20 protein-coding genes are annotated in these 19,307 nt (G+C 67.3%); 7 read left to right on the forward strand and 13 right to left on the reverse strand.

Annotated features, from left to right (window positions below; translation table 11 throughout):
• Positions 1-68 precede the first annotated feature (68 nt).
• Positions 69-401, forward strand: coding sequence for a hypothetical protein (locus tag OERS_RS20915; RefSeq protein ID WP_139107630.1), 333 nt, complete (start codon positions 69-71; stop codon positions 399-401).
• A 54-nt stretch (positions 402-455) separates the two neighbouring features.
• On the opposite strand, the gene OERS_RS01940 is transcribed toward OERS_RS20915, so the two are convergent.
• From OERS_RS01940 to OERS_RS01960, 5 genes are all read right to left on the reverse strand, one after another.
• Positions 456-1,787 (reverse strand): chymotrypsin family serine protease, encoded by a 1,332-nt coding sequence (locus tag OERS_RS01940; RefSeq protein WP_139107631.1) that lies wholly within the window; start codon positions 1,785-1,787, stop codon positions 456-458.
• A gap of 202 nt (positions 1,788-1,989) precedes the next feature.
• The gene (locus OERS_RS01945) at positions 1,990-3,363 is read right to left on the reverse strand and encodes a hypothetical protein (RefSeq protein ID WP_068623965.1); all 1,374 of its coding nucleotides are present in this window, start codon (positions 3,361-3,363) and stop codon (positions 1,990-1,992) included.
• A 51-nt stretch (positions 3,364-3,414) separates the two neighbouring features.
• The gene (locus tag OERS_RS01950) at positions 3,415-3,657 is read right to left on the reverse strand and encodes a hypothetical protein (protein WP_068623967.1); all 243 of its coding nucleotides are present in this window, start codon (positions 3,655-3,657) and stop codon (positions 3,415-3,417) included.
• Between the two features lie 153 nt (positions 3,658-3,810).
• Positions 3,811-4,080, reverse strand: coding sequence for a hypothetical protein (locus tag OERS_RS01955; RefSeq protein ID WP_068623969.1), 270 nt, complete (start codon positions 4,078-4,080; stop codon positions 3,811-3,813).
• Entirely contained in the window at positions 4,077-4,289 is a 213-nt protein-coding gene (locus OERS_RS01960) for a hypothetical protein (RefSeq protein ID WP_068623970.1), read from the reverse strand. Before OERS_RS01960 ends, OERS_RS01955 begins: the two co-directional genes overlap by 4 nt.
• A 373-nt stretch (positions 4,290-4,662) precedes the next feature.
• Between OERS_RS01960 and OERS_RS01965 the strand changes: the two genes are divergently transcribed.
• The 3 genes from OERS_RS01965 to OERS_RS01980 all read left to right on the forward strand — a co-directional run bounded on the left by OERS_RS01965 (position 4,663) and on the right by OERS_RS01980 (position 8,202).
• On the forward strand, positions 4,663-4,962 hold the full coding sequence (locus OERS_RS01965) for a hypothetical protein (RefSeq protein ID WP_068623972.1): 300 nt from the start codon (positions 4,663-4,665) through the stop codon (positions 4,960-4,962).
• A 1,283-nt stretch (positions 4,963-6,245) separates the two neighbouring features.
• Positions 6,246-7,040 carry a DUF6414 family protein gene (locus OERS_RS01975; protein WP_083201147.1) on the forward strand — a complete coding sequence of 265 codons (795 nt, stop codon included), beginning with the start codon at positions 6,246-6,248 and terminating at the stop codon, positions 7,038-7,040.
• The gene (locus tag OERS_RS01980) at positions 7,030-8,202 is read left to right on the forward strand and encodes an AAA family ATPase (protein ID WP_068623976.1); all 1,173 of its coding nucleotides are present in this window, start codon (positions 7,030-7,032) and stop codon (positions 8,200-8,202) included. Before OERS_RS01975 ends, OERS_RS01980 begins: the two co-directional genes overlap by 11 nt.
• A gap of 262 nt (positions 8,203-8,464) precedes the next feature.
• Here the strand turns inward: OERS_RS01980 and OERS_RS01985 are convergent, their stop codons facing one another.
• From OERS_RS01985 to OERS_RS01995, 3 genes are all read right to left on the reverse strand, one after another.
• Entirely contained in the window at positions 8,465-9,499 is a 1,035-nt protein-coding gene (locus tag OERS_RS01985) for a hypothetical protein (RefSeq protein WP_068623978.1), read from the reverse strand.
• 136 nt (positions 9,500-9,635) lie between these two features.
• Positions 9,636-10,391, reverse strand: coding sequence for an HNH endonuclease family protein (locus tag OERS_RS01990; RefSeq protein ID WP_068623980.1), 756 nt, complete (start codon positions 10,389-10,391; stop codon positions 9,636-9,638).
• A 70-nt stretch (positions 10,392-10,461) separates the two neighbouring features.
• A complete protein-coding gene (locus OERS_RS01995) occupies positions 10,462-10,902 on the reverse strand; it encodes a hypothetical protein (RefSeq protein ID WP_068623982.1) in 441 nt (146 codons plus the stop codon).
• A 257-nt stretch (positions 10,903-11,159) separates the two neighbouring features.
• Between OERS_RS01995 and OERS_RS02000 the strand changes: the two genes are divergently transcribed.
• Complete coding sequence (locus OERS_RS02000) at positions 11,160-11,828, forward strand: hypothetical protein (RefSeq protein WP_068623984.1); 669 nt, start codon at positions 11,160-11,162, stop codon at positions 11,826-11,828.
• Positions 11,828-12,391: a hypothetical protein gene (locus OERS_RS02005; RefSeq protein ID WP_068623986.1), complete on the forward strand. Its 564-nt coding sequence runs from the start codon at positions 11,828-11,830 to the stop codon at positions 12,389-12,391. The genes OERS_RS02000 and OERS_RS02005 overlap by 1 nt, the downstream gene beginning before the upstream one ends.
• A 107-nt stretch (positions 12,392-12,498) precedes the next feature.
• Here the strand turns inward: OERS_RS02005 and OERS_RS02010 are convergent, their stop codons facing one another.
• The 3 genes from OERS_RS02010 to OERS_RS02020 all read right to left on the reverse strand — a co-directional run bounded on the left by OERS_RS02010 (position 12,499) and on the right by OERS_RS02020 (position 14,695).
• The gene (locus OERS_RS02010; RefSeq protein ID WP_068623988.1) at positions 12,499-13,293 is read right to left on the reverse strand and encodes a thymidylate synthase; all 795 of its coding nucleotides are present in this window, start codon (positions 13,291-13,293) and stop codon (positions 12,499-12,501) included.
• A gap of 95 nt (positions 13,294-13,388) precedes the next feature.
• Positions 13,389-14,195, reverse strand: a complete 807-nt coding sequence (locus OERS_RS02015) for a DUF2637 domain-containing protein (protein ID WP_068623990.1) — start codon at positions 14,193-14,195, stop codon at positions 13,389-13,391.
• A gap of 104 nt (positions 14,196-14,299) precedes the next feature.
• A complete protein-coding gene (locus OERS_RS02020) occupies positions 14,300-14,695 on the reverse strand; it encodes a hypothetical protein (RefSeq protein WP_068623993.1) in 396 nt (131 codons plus the stop codon).
• Between the two features lie 85 nt (positions 14,696-14,780).
• Between OERS_RS02020 and OERS_RS02025 the strand changes: the two genes are divergently transcribed.
• Complete coding sequence (locus OERS_RS02025; RefSeq protein ID WP_068623995.1) at positions 14,781-15,224, forward strand: class Ib ribonucleoside-diphosphate reductase assembly flavoprotein NrdI; 444 nt, start codon at positions 14,781-14,783, stop codon at positions 15,222-15,224.
• Positions 15,225-15,368: 144 nt separating this feature from the next.
• On the opposite strand, the gene OERS_RS20920 is transcribed toward OERS_RS02025, so the two are convergent.
• Positions 15,369-15,701, reverse strand: coding sequence for a hypothetical protein (locus OERS_RS20920; protein ID WP_139107632.1), 333 nt, complete (start codon positions 15,699-15,701; stop codon positions 15,369-15,371).
• A gap of 44 nt (positions 15,702-15,745) precedes the next feature.
• On the reverse strand, positions 15,746-19,306 hold the full coding sequence (locus tag OERS_RS02030) for an SNF2-related protein (RefSeq protein ID WP_139107633.1): 3,561 nt from the start codon (positions 19,304-19,306) through the stop codon (positions 15,746-15,748).
• Between the last annotated feature and the right edge of the window lies 1 nt (position 19,307).

The following is a 19,307-nucleotide window of genomic DNA, read 5'->3' on the forward strand; positions in this document are numbered from 1 at the left end:
CCCGGCCTGTACCCAATGTAGACTTTGAGGAAGGGACGAAACGGTCGAGAACGGTAGAAGAGAGAGTCATGCGACGACGCAGGATACTGCTCATACTTGGCGGGGCAGCCGTTGCCGTTCTCGCCGTGGCGCTTTTCGTCGTCACGCGCCAGGACCAGCCTGTACCCGACGCCCCGTGGCTAGTCGCCACCGACGGGCATGTCGATGAGGTCTACGAATGCGCGGACGACCCCGCGGTTAAGGAGCATTGGGAATTTCTCCCAGACCCGCCGACCGGATTAACGATCACCATGGTGACCGATGCGACACCGGAGGATCTTGACCGTGTTGTTGGTTGCGTGAGAAACGCAGTCAAGGGAACGGGAGTGAACGTGGAAATACTGACCAATCCGACCCCTTGAGATGTCACGGGCCCGGTCAGCAACGGATTGTCGCTGACCGGGCCCACATGCGAACTAGGGGATGATTTGCAGCGCCAGGTTCTGTGAGGTCAGCGCCTTCGCCACCGAGGTGGTGAGGATGTTGTACCCACAGACCCGGTTGGTCTCCGCTGGGTCACCAGGGCACGGAATACCGGCACCCACGCCAGCCGAGATGATCGTCGCTGCACTGCGCTTCAGGCCGGAGGATGTGTTCGTCAGGACATACCCGGGCCCACCGCTGTCACCCTGCCCTGCGCCAATCTGGCTTGAGTTGATGGTGCGGTAGGCGTACACAGTCTGTGTCCCGCCAGCTCCAAGACTCACGGTGCGATTGGATTCCGGTTCGGTAACAATGTTGCCACAGACCAGGCCGGTGAACGACCCCGAGTAGCAGATCTCACTGCCGACCACCGGAGATGTCAGGCCGTTGATTTCAGTGTACGAGCTGGAGTTCCACGCCCCCGTCCACATGAACGGGTACGAAATAGTGCTGTCAATCGTTGCGACGTCGTACAGCTCGTTCCGACTCACGGTGTTGCCCAGCATGTAGTACGAGTTGCTCCCCGCGACACCGTCGTGGACGACCCAGGTGTCGCCTACCTGCGCGCAGTGCGCAGCCGTGAGCAGGAACTTCTTGTTGTTCTCGGACGGCCTGACGGCCGCGAAAGCACTGGTGCAACGGTTGGTGATCTTGTTGGTGAGGAACTTGTTAATTCGCGCGCCCGCAAAGTGATTCGTGTCGCTTTGACGCGAACTAAACGCAACAGGCAGCTCCTCGAACTCGACGGGCACCTGGGCGACACGTGAGACGGCACGCTCGTTGCCAGCAACTGCACTCCTCGCGCCCCCACTGCTGGGCGACAGCGCCACGATCAGTCCTGCCCCGTCGGCACGCATCGTCACGGAGGCGACGTCGACCCCGGCCGCCCCGTTGAGCAGTTCTTGGGCCGTCTCGCGCAGTTCTTTCGGGAAGTACTCGCTCTGGAGAAGAGCAACGGGCGCCGACACATCGTCGAGCGCCCGGTCAAGGTCGCTCTCGTCGCCGTACCAGTAGACCTCGATCGCGCTGCGGTCCAGGGCGATACCCACAGACGCCAAGCGGTCATGTCCTTCCAGCCGTTCGGTGAGAGCGACCGCATCCTGCTGCATCTGGTCATCCACCACTGGAAGCGTCAGTAGGTCTGCCTCCGGGTAGGCATCGTTGGCCTGTGGCGCCTCCGACGGCGCAGGGCCAGGCAGGATGGTGAGTGAGTCATCGCCGGCGACTGCGCTGGCAGGAACAACGAAGGCCACGCCAGCGGCAAGCACGATTGCGGAGAACAGTGCTACTCGCGGTCGCCTCTTGCGGAATTGGTTTTGCGTCATCGAAGGAGCCCCTCTGTCATCGATGGTTGTCGCCAGCTTCGTCGCTGACGTGCCCGCAGCCTCCCACGGAAGCGCGCTGAGGGCCACCGGGAGGCTTGCACGGGAGTTTGGAACGCCGCATTTCCAGCATTCACCGTGCTTCTAGCGTGATCGGGTTCAACTCCATCACTGGGCCATTCCCCAGGCCTCACTCGGTAATCATCTAGTCACCGTCCAGGACGTCGAACTTCACGCGCGTCAGGACCGTCTGGTCGGTGCCCTGATACTCGCCGTGGCTCTTCACTGCCCCGCCGGTCAGGGTGATCTTCGCCCCGACCTCGACCTCTTGGCGGCGTGAAGCGAACCACTTCAGCTCGTGGCCGGCCTCGTCACGCATCAGCAGCAACGTCTTGGTGACCTCCATGCGCTGGTACGGGTCGTGCTCGGTCATGTGGTGCACCTTGGCGACGGTCACGCCCATGCCCTTGACCTTCTCCCCGACCGGCGCCGCGAACCCGGGCGTGGGAGGGACGTAGGCCTTGCGGTCCTTGTGCCAGGCCCACGGGGAGACTGCGGAGACGAGCAGGCCGAGGTTCTTCGCGCCGACCCACTCCCCTCGGGTGACGGTGCGGACGTTGTGACCCCAGTCCGAGTCGTCGTCGATGCCCTCCTCGATGTAGTCGCGCAGGGCGTCGACCTCGCCGTCGGCCGTTAGCTGGGCGGCGCGCTCACGAATGCGCTCGCGCCACGCGCGCTCCTCGGGGCGCTCTCGGGGCGAGGGGTAAATCGCGGCGAGCACCTTCCCCGACGTCGCGTGCTCCCCGGTCATCTCCGCTCGGCTACGCGAGACAAAGCCTTCCTCGTGGGATATCGCGAGCGAGAGCGCCAGGACGTCTTCGACAGGGGTCACCGAGCGCCCGTTGCTGAACGAGCCCGCGCCCGGTTCGTCGTCGTCCTCGCCGACCCCCTCGACAGGGTCGTAGCCCAGGGCCCACAGGCCAGTGGGTCGCACCCCGAGGAACGCCTGGACGCACGTGGAGCCGAGCTGGGTCCGCTCCCCCGCCTCGTCCTGGACCAGGTAGGTGGTGGCCCGCTGCTGGGTGCGTCCGCAGTGGGCGCACTCCATCGACGTCGGCGTCCACCCGTCGAGGTTCTCCCCGCGGGCCACGCGCGTGACCAGCCCCGCATCCTCGGACTCGACGGCTGCCATGAAGCGGTAGCCGCTGAAGCTGATGGCCGGGGCGTTGAGGGTCAGCGTCGTGAACGGCATGTGGTGGGTGGTCTGGGTGCCGTCGGGGGCCTGCTCGATGACGGGGCGCACGTCCTGGGTCGTCTCGAACTCGAAGCGTTCCTCGATCCCGGCTCGGGCCAGGCGTTTGTTCGCCGCCTCGATCCGCTCGATCGCCTCGGGGAGCCGGTGGGAGGCGAAGACGTGGACCTGGCCGGGCGCGGGTTCCTGGTCCTGCTCATCGGGCTCGTGGGCGCCGGCGAGCGTCAGGGCGTCCAGGCCACCGGCCGCTTCGTCCACAGGCTTGTCCGTGAACTTCCCGTCACGGGTACGCGGGTGCGCGGCGGCGAAGTCGGTGCTCGTGTCCATACCTACCTGTTGGCGGGCGGGGACCGGCACGGACACCTGTGCCGGGTGCGGTCAGCGCGGGCGCGCCACGGCCGTGCTGATCGCCTGCAAGACGGTGTGGTCCGCCACGGCCCGGTCGTGCGCCCTGATCTCGTGGTTCTCCATGGCCACGGCGATCCGGGTGAGCGCTTGCAGGATCTCCTGGTGTCGCTCCTCCTCGCGGATCGCGCCACGCTCCGCGAGCTCTCGCAGCTTCTTCGTCGAGAACTGCGTCTGGACAGCGGCAATCTGGTGCGTGTTCTGAACGAACCCCATGGGTCCTCCCCGGCTACTGGTGGACCACGAGCGTGGCAGGGCACAGCCGCCGACCGCCAGCGGTCCACACCGACTTCACCCGCGCAGGCTTCTCGCGCCCCGGCCGAGACCAGCCTCGACGTGCACCGGCCCGGGCCAGGTTGCTCAGGCCATTCACGCCTCGTGGTTGCCGCAGTCGTCATCGCCGTCCAGCACGTGGTGCGGGCAATCCTCGTGGGAGCAGGGGCTGTCCCGGCGGGTCTCGTACGCCGGGGGAAGGTCCACCGGCGCGAGGATGGTCACGGCGTCGTCGCGGACCATGAGGCGGCTCAGCGCCTCGCGGGCGAGGTCGTCCGCGTGGGCCTCGGCGAGGTCGGCGTCGTCGATGTCCACGCGGACGGTCACTTCGACAGGTGCGGAGTAGGAGAAGATGCGGGTGGTCATGACGCAGATCCTTCCAGCGCGGTCGCGACGGCGGTGACGGTCGTGCAGGGGTAGGGCGTGCGGCAGGTGCGGCAGTGGTCGGTGAAGAGCCCGGCCACGGCGGGGACGACCTCGTGCAGGTCGAGCACCGCGCGCAGGGCCGCGGACATGACCGAGTGGTCGGTGCGGGAGGCGGCGATAAAGGCGCGGTCGCCCGGCTCGATCGTCACCTCCAGCGTGCAGGCCGAGCGGCACCCGCACTCCCCCAAGTGGCTCGCTTCGAGGACCTCGGTGTCGTACGTGAGGTCTCGGGGTCACCTGCGCGCCCGGACAGGGTCGGGACCCGGCACTCGTCCCACGTCCACGGTCCGCTCTTCGCGGCGGCGGCGCGCGCTTGGGCCTCGTCAAGCCAGGTGTTCGAGTCGATGCCAGGTGAGGTGCTCATGCCCCGCTGTGGGGCGAGCCGGGCTCAACGTCCGGCACCGCCTGCGCGGGTCCCCTTCCGATGTTGGTGGTCGCTGGCAGACTCACATGTGCGGGCAGAGCCCAGTAGCAGCCCATCCGTCGCGCGATGTGCCATCATCGGGGCATGGAGGAGCGATCATGAACCTGCAGGGCCATTCCGAGTTCTTCGTCGAGAGCAATCGCACCCTCGATGACGTGATCGTGGAGGCCAACCGTGTCCTCCTCCTTTTCGCCGAGCGGTCGCCTATCGTGACACGCGCTTGGGCCGAGGCAGACGGCCCGCACGATGTGCGTATCCGAATCTTGACCGTGTCAAGCTCGTACGCGGAGGTCGAGGGCAAGTTCGACGCCCTCGCGCACGAAGTCGTAGTTGCGCTCCAGGAACGACTGGCAGGAACTCGTGTAAGTAGAGGCGCGACCGAGCTTGTGCCCGCCTAGCGGTGCCCGACTCTAACGATCACGCCAGAGAGGCGACAGATCGCTTGGCTGGATGGCTAGCTAGCGCTCTCCGAAATGGTCTGGCTGTTCTCCCGACGCTCCTCTTGACTGCTGGTGCAGTTCTCCTAGGGATCGACGCGACTGCGCAGGGGGTGTTGTTCTGGTTCGGCGTGACTCTGTCGGTAGCAGGGTTGGTTGGGACCGCGATCGCCGGCCCAAAGATCGGCGCAATTGTTCGTGAGGCGCGTGCGATTAGGGCGCGATCCTCTGAGCGGACGAGGTCCCTGAAGACCATCATGGCGCTCGCCCTACGAGCGCTCTTGGAGGACATGTCAGTTGACATGTCGAAGGCGAGGGTGTCTATCTACAGACACCACGGCGGGCGCTTCATCCTCGTTGCTAGAGTGTCTCAGTCTCAATCGCTCAAGGGCGTGGGGCGCAGCGAGTACCCAGATTCGGAGGGTGTCATCGGCAGGACCTGGGATCGCGGGTCCACGTGCGCGACGGGTCTTCCGGAAGCCCGCCCAGATTGGGACGACTTCTGCGTGCGCGAGTACGGGATGGACCCGACCGCGGTCAGGCGCCTCAAGATGCAGTCACGCAGCCTGCTCGGCATGCGAATCGAGTCTGCAACTGCAAATCAAGCGCCAGTTGGGCTCCTGATGATCGAGAGCCTCGCTCCCCGCGGCGTCAACGGCGCCAACCTGGACGGACTCACGTCATTGCCCTCGTGGCCACTAGTCCGCCTGGTGCTTCAGGAAGTCGTTCAGTGTCTCGACGACGGAGATGTGGTCATCTAGAGGACGCAGCCGATCTCTTGCAGGCCGTTCGGCACCGTCCTACTGTGGCATCTCCACTCATTGGACGTGCGGGTTCCAACGTTCTCAACGTGACGCCGATGCCTTGGTTTGAGTCCAAGCCGCCCATGCCCTTGTGGCGCGCTTGGAGAGTTGCTCATCCTCCCCCCTCGACGGACCTGCCTCATTGCGGCACCACTCAGTAGACCCACAGCCGCACGCCTACCTCTCGCCATAAGTCCAGAATGGCGTCCAACCCTCTCCCGCCGGGTGAGTCCTAGCAGGAGACACCTTCTCGAGGCTCATTGATCGTCACCGACGGCGGGCTCCGCGTCCGCGGGGGACCAAGTGTGCTGGCATAGCCGCCCGACAGTCGGATGGTGAGGGCCCATCGGGCAGGGACGCATGAACCATGCGTTTGCCGGGTCTACGGATACCCTCACCAGTGGCGCTCAGCCGAGCGACTAGGAGCGATAGGAGCGACGGATGGCTGGTAGGGACAAGGCTTCGACCGAAGCTATGATCAAGGTGGTCTACTTCGACGCACTATCGGCGTCTGACTACCTCGACATCAGCGCCGGAGGCAAGACGGAGGCGACTAGCGCACACGTCCGCGAACGAGCTGCCGACGTAGCTGGAAGAGTCGATGCGAAGGCCACGGCGAAGTTCGGGTGGCTCCCGTTCTTCGGCGCCTCCGCTGAGACCGGAGTCAGCGCGAGCGCGTCATCTGCAGGGCAGAGCATCCTGAGCAAGACGCTCTCCAACACCATCCTTACCGACTACCTGGTCCAAGCCGCCGACGACCCCCACATCATCGCCTTGCGCGGGCTGCGGGTCACAGCCCTCAAAGACTCCATGGCCTACATGAAGATGTACACGCCGTACATGATAATCGCCAAGACCGAGGAGTCGGGGCTCGATCTGGCCAGAATCGACGAAGCCTTCGAGAAAGCCAAGGGCTACTACGAGCTCGTCGGCACCGACCGCCAGAACGTCAGGCGCCTTGTCCTGCGCTTCAACATCGCCGCATTCCGCAACAACTACGGGTTGGCCGACCTCGGGAAGATGACACTCGTCTACCACGGTGTCCGGGTCGGACAGACCAGCGAAACGCAGTTGGGGATGAACGCCGAGATGTCGGGCGGCACCGAGCGTCCACGTCTGACCGCTGACGAGGTGCTCTCCGGGACCGCCCCAACCGACGCTGATCTGCTCGACGTGTACGACATCATCCTGGCCGGCGTCGAGTCGTCCGTGTCCGAGGTGAACCATGCCGACTGACATCGCTGTCACGATCTACTACGGGCCTCGGTCTTGGTTTGAAGGCCAGTTGCCCGCCCGTAGGCGGCGCAAGCGGACCTTTCTTCTGGATGTCGTCTACAAACGTGACGAGGAGGCCCGCAGCGTCCGGCATATACACGTGCTTCCGGATGGGACGCAGGCCCCTGTCGGGGCCGCCGCAGAGAAGCCTCGCCGCCCCCGGAACGTGGTCGCCGGCTCGAACGACTACGCCAGCCTGAACGAGCACGCCATCTCCAACTTCTCCGGCCTGGTCCGTTCGGTCAGACCGAAGCGCCTTCACCTACACAACCCGCCAACGCAGGTCGCAGCCCAGATGCAGCGCGAGTTTCACGTGGAGGTCAAGAAGTTTGACTACCCGACCATCACCCCGCAGGTACTCAGAGCCGTCGGCACCGGCTGGGGTGGCCACTTGATGGGGCAAGACGGGGTCTGCGAGCGACTCATGGCCGCCTTGTACCCCCTGATCAGGAATGGCCGGACCAAGCCGGTCGTCCTCTTACTCCTGGGCCCGTCAGGGGTTGGCAAGACCGAGACCGCCCATTTCATCAACGGCCTGCTCGGCGGCACCCTCATGCGCAAGCAGTTCTCGATGTACCATTCCGAGAAGTTCGCCTCATACCTGTTCGGCGGCACGCACTCCGAGCCGTCGTTCGCGCACGACCTGCTCGACAGGGAGTCCGGGGTGATCCTGCTCGACGAGCTCGATAAGGCCAATCCGACCTTCCACAGCGGGTTCTATCAACTGTTCGACGATGGGATTTTCGAGGACAAGAACTACACGGCCGTACTCGGCCCGTCGCTGATCATCTGTACCACCAACTACCGGTCCGAGGCCGAGGCGATCAGTGCTCTCGGCGACGCTCTATGCTCACGGTTCGACGCGGTAATCGAGTACAAGCCCCTCCTGCCGGAGGCTCTCCAGCAGATCACTGACAGCATGATCGAGAAGAGCTGTGCGGTGCTGACCGACGGCGAACGAGACCGCATCGACGTTGACGAGATAAAGGGGTGGTTTCGCAAGTCTTCGGGGCAGGAATCGAACGTCCGCCGGCTCAAGAAGATTGTCAACGAGGTCATCGCCCGCAGGCTCGTCCAAACGATGGTCGACGACGGCGATCAGATCGAAAGCGCCGCCTCGTGAGCATCGAGCACATGGGGTAGAGCGGGAGCCCACGGTGCGGCGGCCCGAGAGATGCTCCGTTCCCTCCCGGCGCCTCGCGGGCGGCGCGAAGTCCGCTTGGTCCAGCCCGTGGCAACCGCGACCGCGCTCGCCAACTCGATCCTGTGCCTCGTGTTGTTCGCGACCACCGGGCAGTCCGCGGCGGCAGAGCGAGCCGTCATGGACTACATCGAGGTCGTGGCACCCGGCTCGTCACTGCGGAGGTTCGGGTCCGCCCCATCCCTCAGGCTGCGACGGCCTGGTGGCGGGCGTTGGCTGCGGCCAGGGCTCCAGACCACAGGTCAGCCGCGTGCGGACCGGCGGTGCGCAACTGGTCGACGATGGCCTGGCGCTCGTCGATGTCCTTGGTGCCGAACGGGGTGAAGAGCGCGTCGGTGTACTGGTCCTGCTCGCCGGAGTCCCACGTCGACATCGCTGCCTTGATCCCGGCGTCGGGCCCGTCGGGGTGGCGCACGATGATCGTCCGGGCGGCGGTGACGTGGTGCTTGGTCAGGGAGCCGGTGACCTTCGGGGCGCCGGTCAGGTCGGCCATCGCGTCCCAGGCGTCACGCTTGATCGCCATGTGCTCGGCCTTGCCCACGGCGCGCTCGTGACGGTCCAGGAGGTCGTACACCCCGGCGTCGTTCGTGGGCTCCTCCCCCGTGCCGTCGTCGAGGTGGGTCGGGCGGTAGGCGCCGGCGCGGTCCTCGATCATGTCGACCATGGCGGTGCCGCTCTCGACCTGGGCGTCTAGGGAGACGACCTTCGCGATGCGGTAGAAGTCGGTGCTGGGCTTGCGCTGGTCGGCGGGCCACTCGGCGAGGATCTTCTCGGCGAACGCAACGACCTGGGCCCGGCTGGCCTCGTGCCCCTGTGCCTGCTCGGCCTCGGCGACCTGCCCCGAGAGCATCCGCAGCGCGCGGGCCTGCGAGGAGTGCATGTTGCGGTCACGGCTGAGCAGGTTACGGGCCACGACGTAGACGTACCCGGCGTGGGTTTTCTGGCCGCGGGCCTGACGTCGCAGGCACACCTCCACGACGTCGGAGACCATGTCGTCGTCAAGGTCGCGCACGTGCATCGACTGGTTGCGGCCCCTGCGCACGCGGTTCACGGCGCTACGGGCTTCGTCGAGGAGCTCGTGGCCGGAGAGCGGGTGGTCGCCGCCGTCGTCGGGCGTCAAGGCGGTGAGCCCGCCGGTTGCTTCGTCGACCGGCTTCTCGGAGAACTTGCCCGCGCCGTCGCGGGGATGGCTGTGCTCGTTGAATGCGTGAGTGCTCATGCCCGTTCGTTGACGGGGGGCGCGAGCCGCGGACGCTGCCCGTGACCGGCCGCACGCAGGGCCTGTGCTCAGGGCATGGCGTTGGCCTCGGTCAGGCGCCCGAGCTCGTCGGCCGCGCCCGCGGCCGGGCAGGAGGTCATCGGCAGGAGTCGAGGACCTTGGTCATGGCGTCCTTCTCAGGCTGGGTGACGGCGAGGGAGTACTTCGCCTTGACCTCGATCTGACGCGAGACGTAGTCGCACCGGTAGGCGGCATTGCGGTCGCCCTTGGCGCGGTTCTGGCCGGGGTCGACCATCACCAGGTTCAGGGGGTCGTTGGCGAACGCGGTCCGGGTGGCCTGGTCGAGCTGCTGGGCGCCGGAGATCCACGCGTTGCCCAGGGCCACGATGTGCTCCGCGTCCAGGCCGTTGTCCTTGCTACCGCGCTCGAAGGCGACGTTGGTCCCGCCCTTGTACGGCTCGTAGGGCAGGGTGCCGGTCAGGACCACGCAGTCGTTCGTCCCGGGCTTGAACGTCTCGTCGACCAGGTCGCGGGCCAGGATGCCGTTGCGCGTGTCGCAGCCGTTGCGGTCGACGTCGGACCAGGCGGGCCCGAACTGCTCGCGGGTGTACCCGGTCTTGGCTGCCTTGCCCTTGACGGTCAGGGTCTCCAGGGTGGCGCGCGCGGCGAGGTGGTCGGCGCCGGCCGGGGCGCTGGGCGCGGGGGCCTGCACGCCGGGGACCTCCCCAGCGTTCTCCAGGCCTGACTCGAACAGGTCGCGGCCCTCCTTCGAGGTCGCGTAGTCGACGCTCTGGCGCAGGCCGTCGTAGAACTGGGGCCAGATGCCCGTCACGTTCATGACGATGAAGATCGCGAGCAGGGCGAAGAGGGTCGAGAAGATCCGTTGGCGCATGACCACTCCGTGGGGCCGGGGGCGCGGAAAGTCCCGCGCTACCTGCCCTGATGAGCAGAACGCACCGCCCTCAACCCACGGCCTCGTCGAGGGTCTGGGTCTGGGGCTGGACGGCCGGGGCCTTGGGGGCAGCGGTCCGGGTCTTGCGCGGGGCCTTGGGCGCGGGCCGGCGGGAGGCTTCGGTGGCCTTGACCGCGCGCCCTCCGGTGCAGCCCCGGGTCAGGGTGCACTTGGCCGGTACGGAGGAGGCGACGAAGGAGATCAGGCCGCACCGGGGGCACTTGGCGACGGTAACGGTGGGGTTGCGACGCAGGTACCCCAGGACGTTCCCGGCCGTGGCCAGCAGGTGCTGCTGCTCGCTGGAGATCGCGACCAGGCCAGGCGCGATCTGCGCCATCTGCTCCCAGCGGTCGACCATGGCGACCTTCATCAGGGCGAGCGCGATCGACACCGCAGCGAGGAGTGGGTCAGCCTCGTCGGGGGTGAAGAAGGTGGCGGGTTCCTTGCTCATCACCTGCCCCTATGCGGCTTGGTCCGTGGCAGGAAGCAGGTTGCCCCCCGGTGGGCCCGCCAGCAGTGGGCGTACAGGCCCGAGGCATGCGTCTCCGGCGCGGGGGCCACAGGCCGCGAACGGCAACACGGATTCACGGTCAAGGGAGTCCGGTCAGTACGGCTGCGTTTCGTCTTGAATCAGGCAAAGAACTGTGAAAGCCTCATCGCTCACGAACCGACCACCAAGGGGAGAACGTGCAACGAAGCACTGCAGCAATGAGCGGCGTCGTCCTGGCCTTGAGCCTCATCGTGGCCGGCGCTCCAGGCGCCTCGGCCGACGATCCGACCAGCACTCCAGCCTCAGCGGCAGAGTGGCGCGAGTGGTCCGCGGACCGTATCGCCGAGGCGTCAGCAACCGACTGGGAGCAGTACGCAACCGACCGAGGCTGCCTCTATGAGTCCGGCGAGGTAGCAATCCAGGTGAACACCGAGGCGAACCTCCAGATGGGGGCGCCCGCCGACCTCCCCCTGCCCGCGGTCGCTCTTGTCCTCGATTGCACTGGGCGTGACGACCTTGAAGCGCAGGGCCGGGCAACGGTCACGCCGCTGGCCACGACCTGGCTTGCGTGCAAGTCCAACGCCACGACCCTCGGCGGGAAGCTCTGCATCGGCAAGAACGGCACCTGGGTCGAAGGCGAATACACCCGAAACCTGAACGCGGGCAACTTCACAGGATTCGTGAACCTCTACAAGCGGATCACGACGAGCTATGACTGCTCGACGAACGGCCGGATCGCCGACAACATCTCCAAGACGATCGGCGGCGGCGGCACGCTCTTGGCTGTCGCACCGAACGCTCCGACGAACTACCGCTACTCTGCCTACTTGTGGCAGAAGAACTTCGTAGGCAGCACGCCCATCGACGGCGTGTGCACCAACATTTGATGCGTCGCACCTGGATCGACTGCGCAGTCGCAGGGCTCATCGGAGTCCTCGGGCTCTACGGCTGCGCAGTCGCCGTGGGGATCAGCATCTCCCCCCTTTCATCGGCCACTGAGCTGGCGGTCGGCCCGTATCTGGGCGCAGTCTCCATGCTGAGCTTCGTCGGCTCCGCGAGCGTCCTTTACCTGCTCATGACGAGCAACCCGCACCGTCGACGCGTGGTCACCTCCGGCGATGGCGAGTGGAGAGTCGTTACCAGCCCTCTCGGGATCACCTGTGCGTCGTCCGCCATGGTCCCCTCCGACGCTCGCGAGGCTGCGCTGGGACGCCGGGTGGCCCGTGCACTCGTGTCGAACAATGACGCCAACGCGCGCCAGGCCACGGCCAAGTCGGTCGAAGCGGTCCAGTTGCTTGGTCGGATCTACCGCCACGCCCAGCTCGATCAGCGAAATCAGCGCAACGAGTCGCTCCTTTCGCACACGTGGCCAGTGCTGCGAGCCGACGTCCTGGATTTCGAGCTTCACCGGACGCCAGAGAGGGCCGGGCCCCTCCGTTCGACGTCGTAGCACGAGACGCCGCCGCTCCCCCGGCGGGCCATACGGTAGGTCGCTCGATGTCCTCGCGCGTCGCGCGGAGCGTCGAGCAGCCCGCGTAGGTTCGTGGGACGAGATCGCTAGACCGCCACGGGTGCCTTGATCGCCGGGTGGTGCTGGTAGCCGGTGACCTGGACGTCCTCGTACGCGTAGTCGAAGATCGACGCGCGCTCGGCCAGGTGCAGCGTCGGGGCGGGGTACGGGTCGCGCCCCAGCTGCTCACGCACCTGCTGGAGGTGGTTGTCGTAGATGTGGCAGTCCCCGCCGGTCCACACGAAGTCTCCGACCTGGAGCCCGGCCTGGGCGGCGACCATGTGGGTGAGCAGGGCGTAGGACGCGACGTTGAACGGCACGCCGAGGAACAGGTCGGCGCTGCGCTGGTAGAGCTGGCACGAGAGGCGTCCGTCGGCGACGTAGAACTGGAACAGCGCGTGGCACGGCGGCAGCGCCATGTCCTCGACCTGGGCGACGTTCCACGCCGAGACGATGTGCCGGCGCGAGTCGGGGTTCTGGCGGATCTGGTCGACGACGCGGGCGATCTGGTCGATGTGCCCGCCCTCGGGCGTGGGCCACGACCGCCACTGGGAGCCGTAGACCGGGCCGAGCTCACCGTCGGCGCCCGCCCACTCGTCCCAGATCTTCACCCCGTGCTCCTGGAGCCAGCGCACGTTCGTCTCCCCGCGCAGGAACCACAGCAGCTCGTAGACGACCGACTTCAGGTGCACGCGCTTGGTGGTGACCAGCGGGAAGCCCTGGCTGAGGTCGAAGCGCATCTGGGCGCCGAACACTGAACGGGTGCCGGTCCCGGTGCGGTCGGACTTCGTCGTGCCGTTGTTCAGCACGTGGCGCAGCAGGTCTTCGTAGGGCGTGTCCATGCACGCGCCTATGCGCCTGGCCCCGGACCGGCGCTGGGCATGGCGATGGCGCCGCGCCCAGTGGCCGTAGCCGGACGCGACGCCATCGCTGAGGGTCAGGCCGGGATGGGCTCGCGCTCGTGCTCCTTGGCCGCAGCGACCTCAGGCTCGGGCTCGACGTGCGGGGCGGGCGCCTCGACGACGTCGCTCAGGTCGACCGGGGCAGCCTCGGGCTCGACCGCGTCCTCGGCAACGACCTCAGCCTCTGGCGCCGACTCGACGACCACCTCAGGCTCGATGACCGGCTGCTCCGCCTCAGGCTCCGGGGTCGGCGCGGGGGCCGGCACCGCGTCCACGGGAGCGACCTCGACGGCACGCGCGGGCACCTTGGTTGTCACGGGCGCAGGCTTGGGTGCCGCGGCCTTCTTGGTGGCCTGACGCGCGCGGGCCGGAGCCTTCGCCGGTTCGCTCGGACGGCCCAGGCGCATCAGGATGACGAGCAGGTGCGTCACGGCGAGCAGCACCAGCGGCGGCACCGAGGCGACCAGCGCGGAGACCTCCAGAGGGAACCCGTCCCCGGCCTCGGTCGCGACCAGGATCGCGTGGGTCGCGTTGGCGGCGATCGACGTCCCGGCACCGGCGAAGAGCAGCATCCAGGGGAAGAAGGTGACGTGCCGGGGGTGGTCGACGAGGGCGATGATCGCGACGCTCGACACGACGATGAGGCCGTCGACGATCAGCGGCCACAAGAACCCCAGGTGAGGGTTGATCCCTGCCCGCACAGCGAGGTCGGTCAGGGCGTCGAAGCTGAGGATGAACGACGCAGCGATGAGGAACATCGTGCCGAGGTGCGCCACGATCATGACCCACGCGTGGATGATCGGGGCGGGGCGGCGGGTGGCCGTGGGGCGCGCGTTAGCCATGCGGATGCACTTCCTTCGTTCGGTCGGGGTCGGTCTCAACCGGTGTCTATGCAGGAGGAGAACGCCCAGTTCACGGGCACAATCGACCGGCGGCTCCTGCTCGATCAGTCCTGCGAGGGCAGGAGCTTGATCCAGGTCTCGATCGCGGCGATGACCTCGCGCCCGGCTTCGGCGGTGCGGGTGCGGCGCAGCGTGTCGTAGGCGGTGTCAGCGCGGAACTGGGCGCTCTGGACGCGCTGGCGGGCGTAGGCCGCAACCACCTTGGGGTCCTCGCCCGAGCACAGGAGCTCACTGGGCATCCACTCGCTGACGGTGTTGCGGACCAGGCGCCCGTCGTCGTCCAGGGTGTTCAGGCGAAAGCGCAGGTCGCTGTCCAGGACGACCTGCGTCGCGGTGATCTTGGTGACGACGTGGCGTGAGGGAACCGACTCACGGCCTGAGAGGCGGTGGACGGTCGCGCCGACGAAGATCCAGGCGGGGATCGGGTGCTGGGTGGCCATGGCCTGCTCCTAGGTTGAGGGTCTCTGCCTCGTCCGTGGGGCGGCGTCCGGGAAAGGTGCCGAGCCTGGTCGCATAGGTGCGGGCATGGACGACGCGACCCCGGCGGACCAGACGCCGATCTTCTTCTACTCCTCCTCCAGCGGGCAGACGCGCCTGTTCGCGCGGAACCTGGAGCGGCCCGTGCTCGACCTCGCCGACCGCCGGGTGCGCGCCGGAGGGGCCACCGGTCCGTGGGTGCTGCTCACGCCGTCGTACAAGACGGGGAACCCGGACAACGACACGCTCCCCGAGCCGGTGCGCCGCTTCCTGTCCGACCCGGTCAACCGCCGACTGATGGTCGGGATCATCGGGGCCGGCAACCGCAGTTTCGGCTCGCACTACCAGTCCGCGGCGCGCCTGATCGCTCGGACGTCGGGGCGCCCGATCCTGTTTGAGGTCGAGCTCTCGGGGACCCCGGAGGACGTGGTCGAGTGCCGGGCCGTCATGGCGCGGGTCGACCGGGACCTGGCCACAGCGCCCAGCGAGTAGGACTAGGCAGCACTCGGAGCGAGACCGGCTTGCGTGCAACATGCGACGCCGAGTGTTGCACCGACATCGTCGCTGAGAGAAAGCTGCAACCCGACAACGTCGAAACTCAACGCGACGAGTGACGAGTGACGACCAACATCCCGCTCAAACTGGTTCAGGGATGTTGGTTGTCACGTCGCCGTCGGTGGCGCCCAGAACACACTCAAGCACTGCCTGTGCCTGCTCTTGCGTCACCTTGGCGTCAAAGATCACGCCTGCACCGGAGGAGGGGTGGTCCAAACGCTCGGTGAACGACTGCGTCGCCAGGCCGGAGTCATCTACACACGGATACCACCCACGTCCGCCATCCTCGACACCGATCTTCCAGGGCGGACCGGGATCTCCCGAGGTCTGCACGACAAGGCTGGCCGCATTTCCGCACCCTGTCGCGCAGACGAGAACCGAGAATCCAGTGAGCACACGGATGGCTGGCTTCATGGCGCGAGCGTAGCGCTCGACACAACTACGCGGTCGGCGGGAGCTCACGCGGCGATCTTCTGGGGGCTGCGCCGGCGGGTCTTGCTGGAGCGGGCGACGGCCTCCCACACCAGGGTCGAGATGATCTGCGCCGGGGAGTCTATCTCGATGCTGCTCGCGTCCAGGACCGCGGCCCGGTTGTCGCCCCCGGTCATGACCTGGTCCAGGACGTCCGACTTCGACCCGAGGACGGCTTGGATGCGCTCGTCGAGGGTGCCGGGGGCGATCATCGTCTGGATGGTCACCGAGCGCTTGGTGCCGATGCGGTGACAGTTGTGTACGGCTGCCATCTCGACGACGTAAGACTCGTCGCCCTCGACTGTCAGGTCCCAGACCCACTCATCGGGGCGAGCATGGCGGGTGACGACCCGCCGCACCTTTCGCCAGATCCACCTTTGCGCGCCCGCGTCGTCGATCATTCCTTCGCCGATGTAGGCAAGGCTGTCACCGACCCTCTTACCCCGGATAGTTCGGTCCTTGTAGTGCACGTTGCGCACCCCGATGCGGTACCGGCAGGCAGAGGAGAGCACCACGAGCTGTCCGCTGAGAGTGCTCGACGTCGTCGACCACGACAGTCGTTCCTTACTCCCGTTCGCGCTGCGACGCACGTACCCATCCCCGGTTACGTACGCCATCAGCAGGGTCCTCTGCTGTTCCTGCGACAGCTCGAACACCCAGCTAGGCAGCCGCTTATTCGGAGCCATGTGGCCGAACATCTCCAGGAACCAGGATGCTATGTCGTGGCTGTACGCGCGCCACTCGATGCTCTTCGTGTCCTTCGCGTGCACAGTCGACGAGTTGATGCCGAAGGTGTCCTTGAGGTACTGGGTGAAGTGTTCGGCGATCGGCATCTCGTCCTCGTGCAGGCTCAGCGAGATGAACGACCCCTTCCCGCTCCTCACGTTGGCGAACCCCTCTGCGACGTACCACCCGCACAAGGAGAGGAAGTCGGCGTCGACCGTCACCGTGTGCGGCATCGGCACATAGCGCCCGTTAGGGCGTCGCTCCATGGGAGGCAGGGACGAGCCAGCGCCGAAAGACTTGCGATGCGCGACCTTGTATCGCTCGTAGTCTCTGGCACATAGGCCACGCGCCAGCACCGGAGTTACACCGCACTCCGAGCATGAGGACCATGCCTCGATCTCGCTCAAGCTCCACCTTCGGTGCTTGTCGGGGAAGGTCAGCGTGCACAGCCCGCCCCCGGTCGAGGCCGGCGTGGCGATGCAGTCGCCGGGAAGAATGGTCGCTGCTGGAACCCACCCAACTTCGCCGGATCGCCGACGGACCCACACCTCGTGATCGTGAGTGACCGCAAGGGGGGCATGGTTGCCCCGGTACTGCACCTCGGTGAGCAGCCCGCGATGCTCGTCTCCAGCGGGAGCGTATCGGCGAGCCAGCCTTTTCCACTTGTCGAGCACGGTGCGCCAGTTCCCCTTGTGCGTGAGGACGAGATCCCCAAGGCTCACGTCTTCAATGGGCACAGGTCCCCGCAGCGTCTGGACGCGCTGTCCTTCGAGTACGCAGCGGTCCTCGGCCTGGGTGATCTCCGCGTTGACGTACGTCGTCTCGACGAACAGGACGTCCGAGGATCGGGTCAGGGTCAGCCCGACGCCGGCGGCGGTGATCGACAGGACGATGACCGCGACCTTCCCGGCCTGGAAGTCGGCGACGGCGGCGTCAGCCACCTTCTGCGGGGTGCCGCCCACGATGGAGCGCACCAGGCTCGCGTCGGTGACGGCGTCCTGGGCTGCCTCGATCATCGCGGTCGCGACGTCCTGGTGGTGGGCCCAGACGATCAGGGGCCGGTCGATGCAGACCTCGCCGGTCGCCGGGTCGTGGGTTCCTTCGCGGGCCACCCAGTCCCCGATGTACTCCGCTGCGGCCGGGACCTTCGCCAGCCCGGCTGCCACCCGCAGGGGTGACATGAGCCCGATCTGGTCACGCGCCCACTCCTCGACCGTCTCGACGTCCTCGGGGTTGGTGGAGTCGAGGGTCTCGGGCAGCGTCTGGAGCCACAGGTCGATCTTGTCGAGCACCGCGGTATGGGCCTTGCGGAACTCGGTCAGGGGCACGTCGATGAGCATCGGGAACCGGGCCTTGGCGGGCAGGTCGCGCAGGACGTCGGACTTGTTGCGGCGCACCCACACGTGCTCGTCCAGGGCGGCCTTGAGGCGCCCGAGCTCGGACTTGCGTGCCACCCAGGCCCCAAAGTGGTTCTTGCGGCAGTAGGTCTCCAGGAAGTTGCTGTGGCCTCCGAAGACGGGCCCGAGGTGGCCGGTGACTTCGAGCTGGGAGGCCATCTCCTCCGGGGAGGAGTTCATCGGCGTGCCGGAGGCTGCGATGCGCAGGCCCGTGGTCGCGGCGGCGAGCTCGCGCGCGGCGACGGCCCGCTTGGACGCCCACTGCTTGGCCCGGTGCGCCTCGTCGTAGATCATGACGTCCGGCGCCCACGTGACGAGCTTGTCCAGCAGGGCGGGGCGCGAGGCGATGAGCGCGTCGGTGAGGACCACGACCCCGGCGTCGGGCAGCGCAGGCTCCTTGCGGCCAGCCACGATCGGCACGACCTGCCCGTCCCAGGCTCCCCCGCCGGTCGCGACCTCGGTGGTCTGGGAGTGCCACACCCACGAGGAGATGACCTTGGCCGGGGACAGGACGACGATGCGCCGGGCCCCGACGATCGCGGCAGCGGCCAGGGCCGAGAGCGTCTTGCCGACCCCGGGTGCATCAGCCAGCAGCGAGTGCCCGGCGGCGACGGCGATGGCTCCCGCGCGCTGGTAGGCGTACGGGCTGAGCTTGCCCCCGCCGAACCACTCGGGGACGTCCCCGACTTCGGCGATCAGGTCCGCGAGGTGCTCCGGGTCGGTGTTCGTCCCGAGCGACGCGGCGACCGAGGCTGCCTGGGTGCGCAGGTGCACGGCGGTGGTCACCCGGTTGCCCTCGCTGAGCGAGACGTCGACGATGTCCTGGCCGATGACGATCCCGCGCCGGGGCACCCCGAGCGGGGCGAGGTCGACGCAGGTGGTGCGCCACCCGCCCAGGCCCCGGTCCCATTCGGCTGCCGCGGGGATGACCTTGGACGCCTCGTCGAAGCCGATCAGGCGCGGGTAGATCACGGCGGCGGTCCCGGGGCCCTCGCGCACGGCCAGGGGCATCTGGAGATCTTCGAGGCTGTCGATCGTGGCGAGCTCGGGGTCGCGGACCTTGGACCGGATGTCGATGTCGAACCCGGCTGCGGTCAGGATCTGGGTGGGGTTCTTGCCCAGGCCCGTCACGACCCAGCGGCTGCGCTCGGGGTCCCACTGGCGTCCGGGGAGCTTCTTGATCCAGTCGATGAGCAGCTGGCCGGTGCCGGGGTACAGGGTGCCGCGCGCAAAGCGCAGGGCCAGGGCCGGGTTGACCCAGGTGCGTCCGAGGGTCGCCGTCGGGCGGGGTCCTTGCGGTCCGGGGCTCGCGGCGCCATCCGTGGAGGTGCTCGGGGCGAGGCTCGGGGGTGCTGCGCTCGCGCGGGTCGGCGCGGCGGCGCGCGCGGACAGTTCCGCGCTCATGTCCCACCAGTCGTCAGCCACG

Origin of the sequence: Oerskovia enterophila, assembly GCF_001692445.1 — a bacterium.
Taxonomy (GTDB): Bacteria; Actinomycetota; Actinomycetes; order Actinomycetales; family Cellulomonadaceae; genus Oerskovia; species Oerskovia enterophila.

What these genes read in the sequence shown, in the direction of transcription:
- OERS_RS02005 (WP_068623986.1), top strand. Translation starts at nt 11,828, where the DNA reads ATGCGTCGCACCTGGATCGACTGCGCAGTCGCAGGGCTCATCGGAGTC.
- OERS_RS02010 (WP_068623988.1), bottom strand. Translation starts at nt 13,293, where the DNA reads ATGGACACGCCCTACGAAGACCTGCTGCGCCACGTGCTGAACAACGGC.
- OERS_RS01965 (WP_068623972.1), top strand. Translation starts at nt 4,663, where the DNA reads ATGAACCTGCAGGGCCATTCCGAGTTCTTCGTCGAGAGCAATCGCACC.
- OERS_RS01955 (WP_068623969.1), bottom strand. Translation starts at nt 4,080, where the DNA reads ATGACCACCCGCATCTTCTCCTACTCCGCACCTGTCGAAGTGACCGTC.
- OERS_RS20920 (WP_139107632.1), bottom strand. Translation starts at nt 15,701, where the DNA reads ATGAAGCCAGCCATCCGTGTGCTCACTGGATTCTCGGTTCTCGTCTGC.
- OERS_RS01990 (WP_068623980.1), bottom strand. Translation starts at nt 10,391, where the DNA reads ATGCGCCAACGGATCTTCTCGACCCTCTTCGCCCTGCTCGCGATCTTC.
- OERS_RS01980 (WP_068623976.1), top strand. Translation starts at nt 7,030, where the DNA reads ATGCCGACTGACATCGCTGTCACGATCTACTACGGGCCTCGGTCTTGG.
- OERS_RS02015 (WP_068623990.1), bottom strand. Translation starts at nt 14,195, where the DNA reads ATGGCTAACGCGCGCCCCACGGCCACCCGCCGCCCCGCCCCGATCATC.
- OERS_RS01940 (WP_139107631.1), bottom strand. Translation starts at nt 1,787, where the DNA reads ATGACGCAAAACCAATTCCGCAAGAGGCGACCGCGAGTAGCACTGTTC.
- OERS_RS01975 (WP_083201147.1), top strand. Translation starts at nt 6,246, where the DNA reads ATGGCTGGTAGGGACAAGGCTTCGACCGAAGCTATGATCAAGGTGGTC.
- OERS_RS02020 (WP_068623993.1), bottom strand. Translation starts at nt 14,695, where the DNA reads ATGGCCACCCAGCACCCGATCCCCGCCTGGATCTTCGTCGGCGCGACC.
- OERS_RS02025 (WP_068623995.1), top strand. Translation starts at nt 14,781, where the DNA reads ATGGACGACGCGACCCCGGCGGACCAGACGCCGATCTTCTTCTACTCC.
- OERS_RS20915 (WP_139107630.1), top strand. Translation starts at nt 69, where the DNA reads ATGCGACGACGCAGGATACTGCTCATACTTGGCGGGGCAGCCGTTGCC.
- OERS_RS01945 (WP_068623965.1), bottom strand. Translation starts at nt 3,363, where the DNA reads ATGGACACGAGCACCGACTTCGCCGCCGCGCACCCGCGTACCCGTGAC.
- OERS_RS01985 (WP_068623978.1), bottom strand. Translation starts at nt 9,499, where the DNA reads ATGAGCACTCACGCATTCAACGAGCACAGCCATCCCCGCGACGGCGCG.
- OERS_RS01950 (WP_068623967.1), bottom strand. Translation starts at nt 3,657, where the DNA reads ATGGGGTTCGTTCAGAACACGCACCAGATTGCCGCTGTCCAGACGCAG.
- OERS_RS01995 (WP_068623982.1), bottom strand. Translation starts at nt 10,902, where the DNA reads ATGAGCAAGGAACCCGCCACCTTCTTCACCCCCGACGAGGCTGACCCA.
- OERS_RS02000 (WP_068623984.1), top strand. Translation starts at nt 11,160, where the DNA reads ATGAGCGGCGTCGTCCTGGCCTTGAGCCTCATCGTGGCCGGCGCTCCA.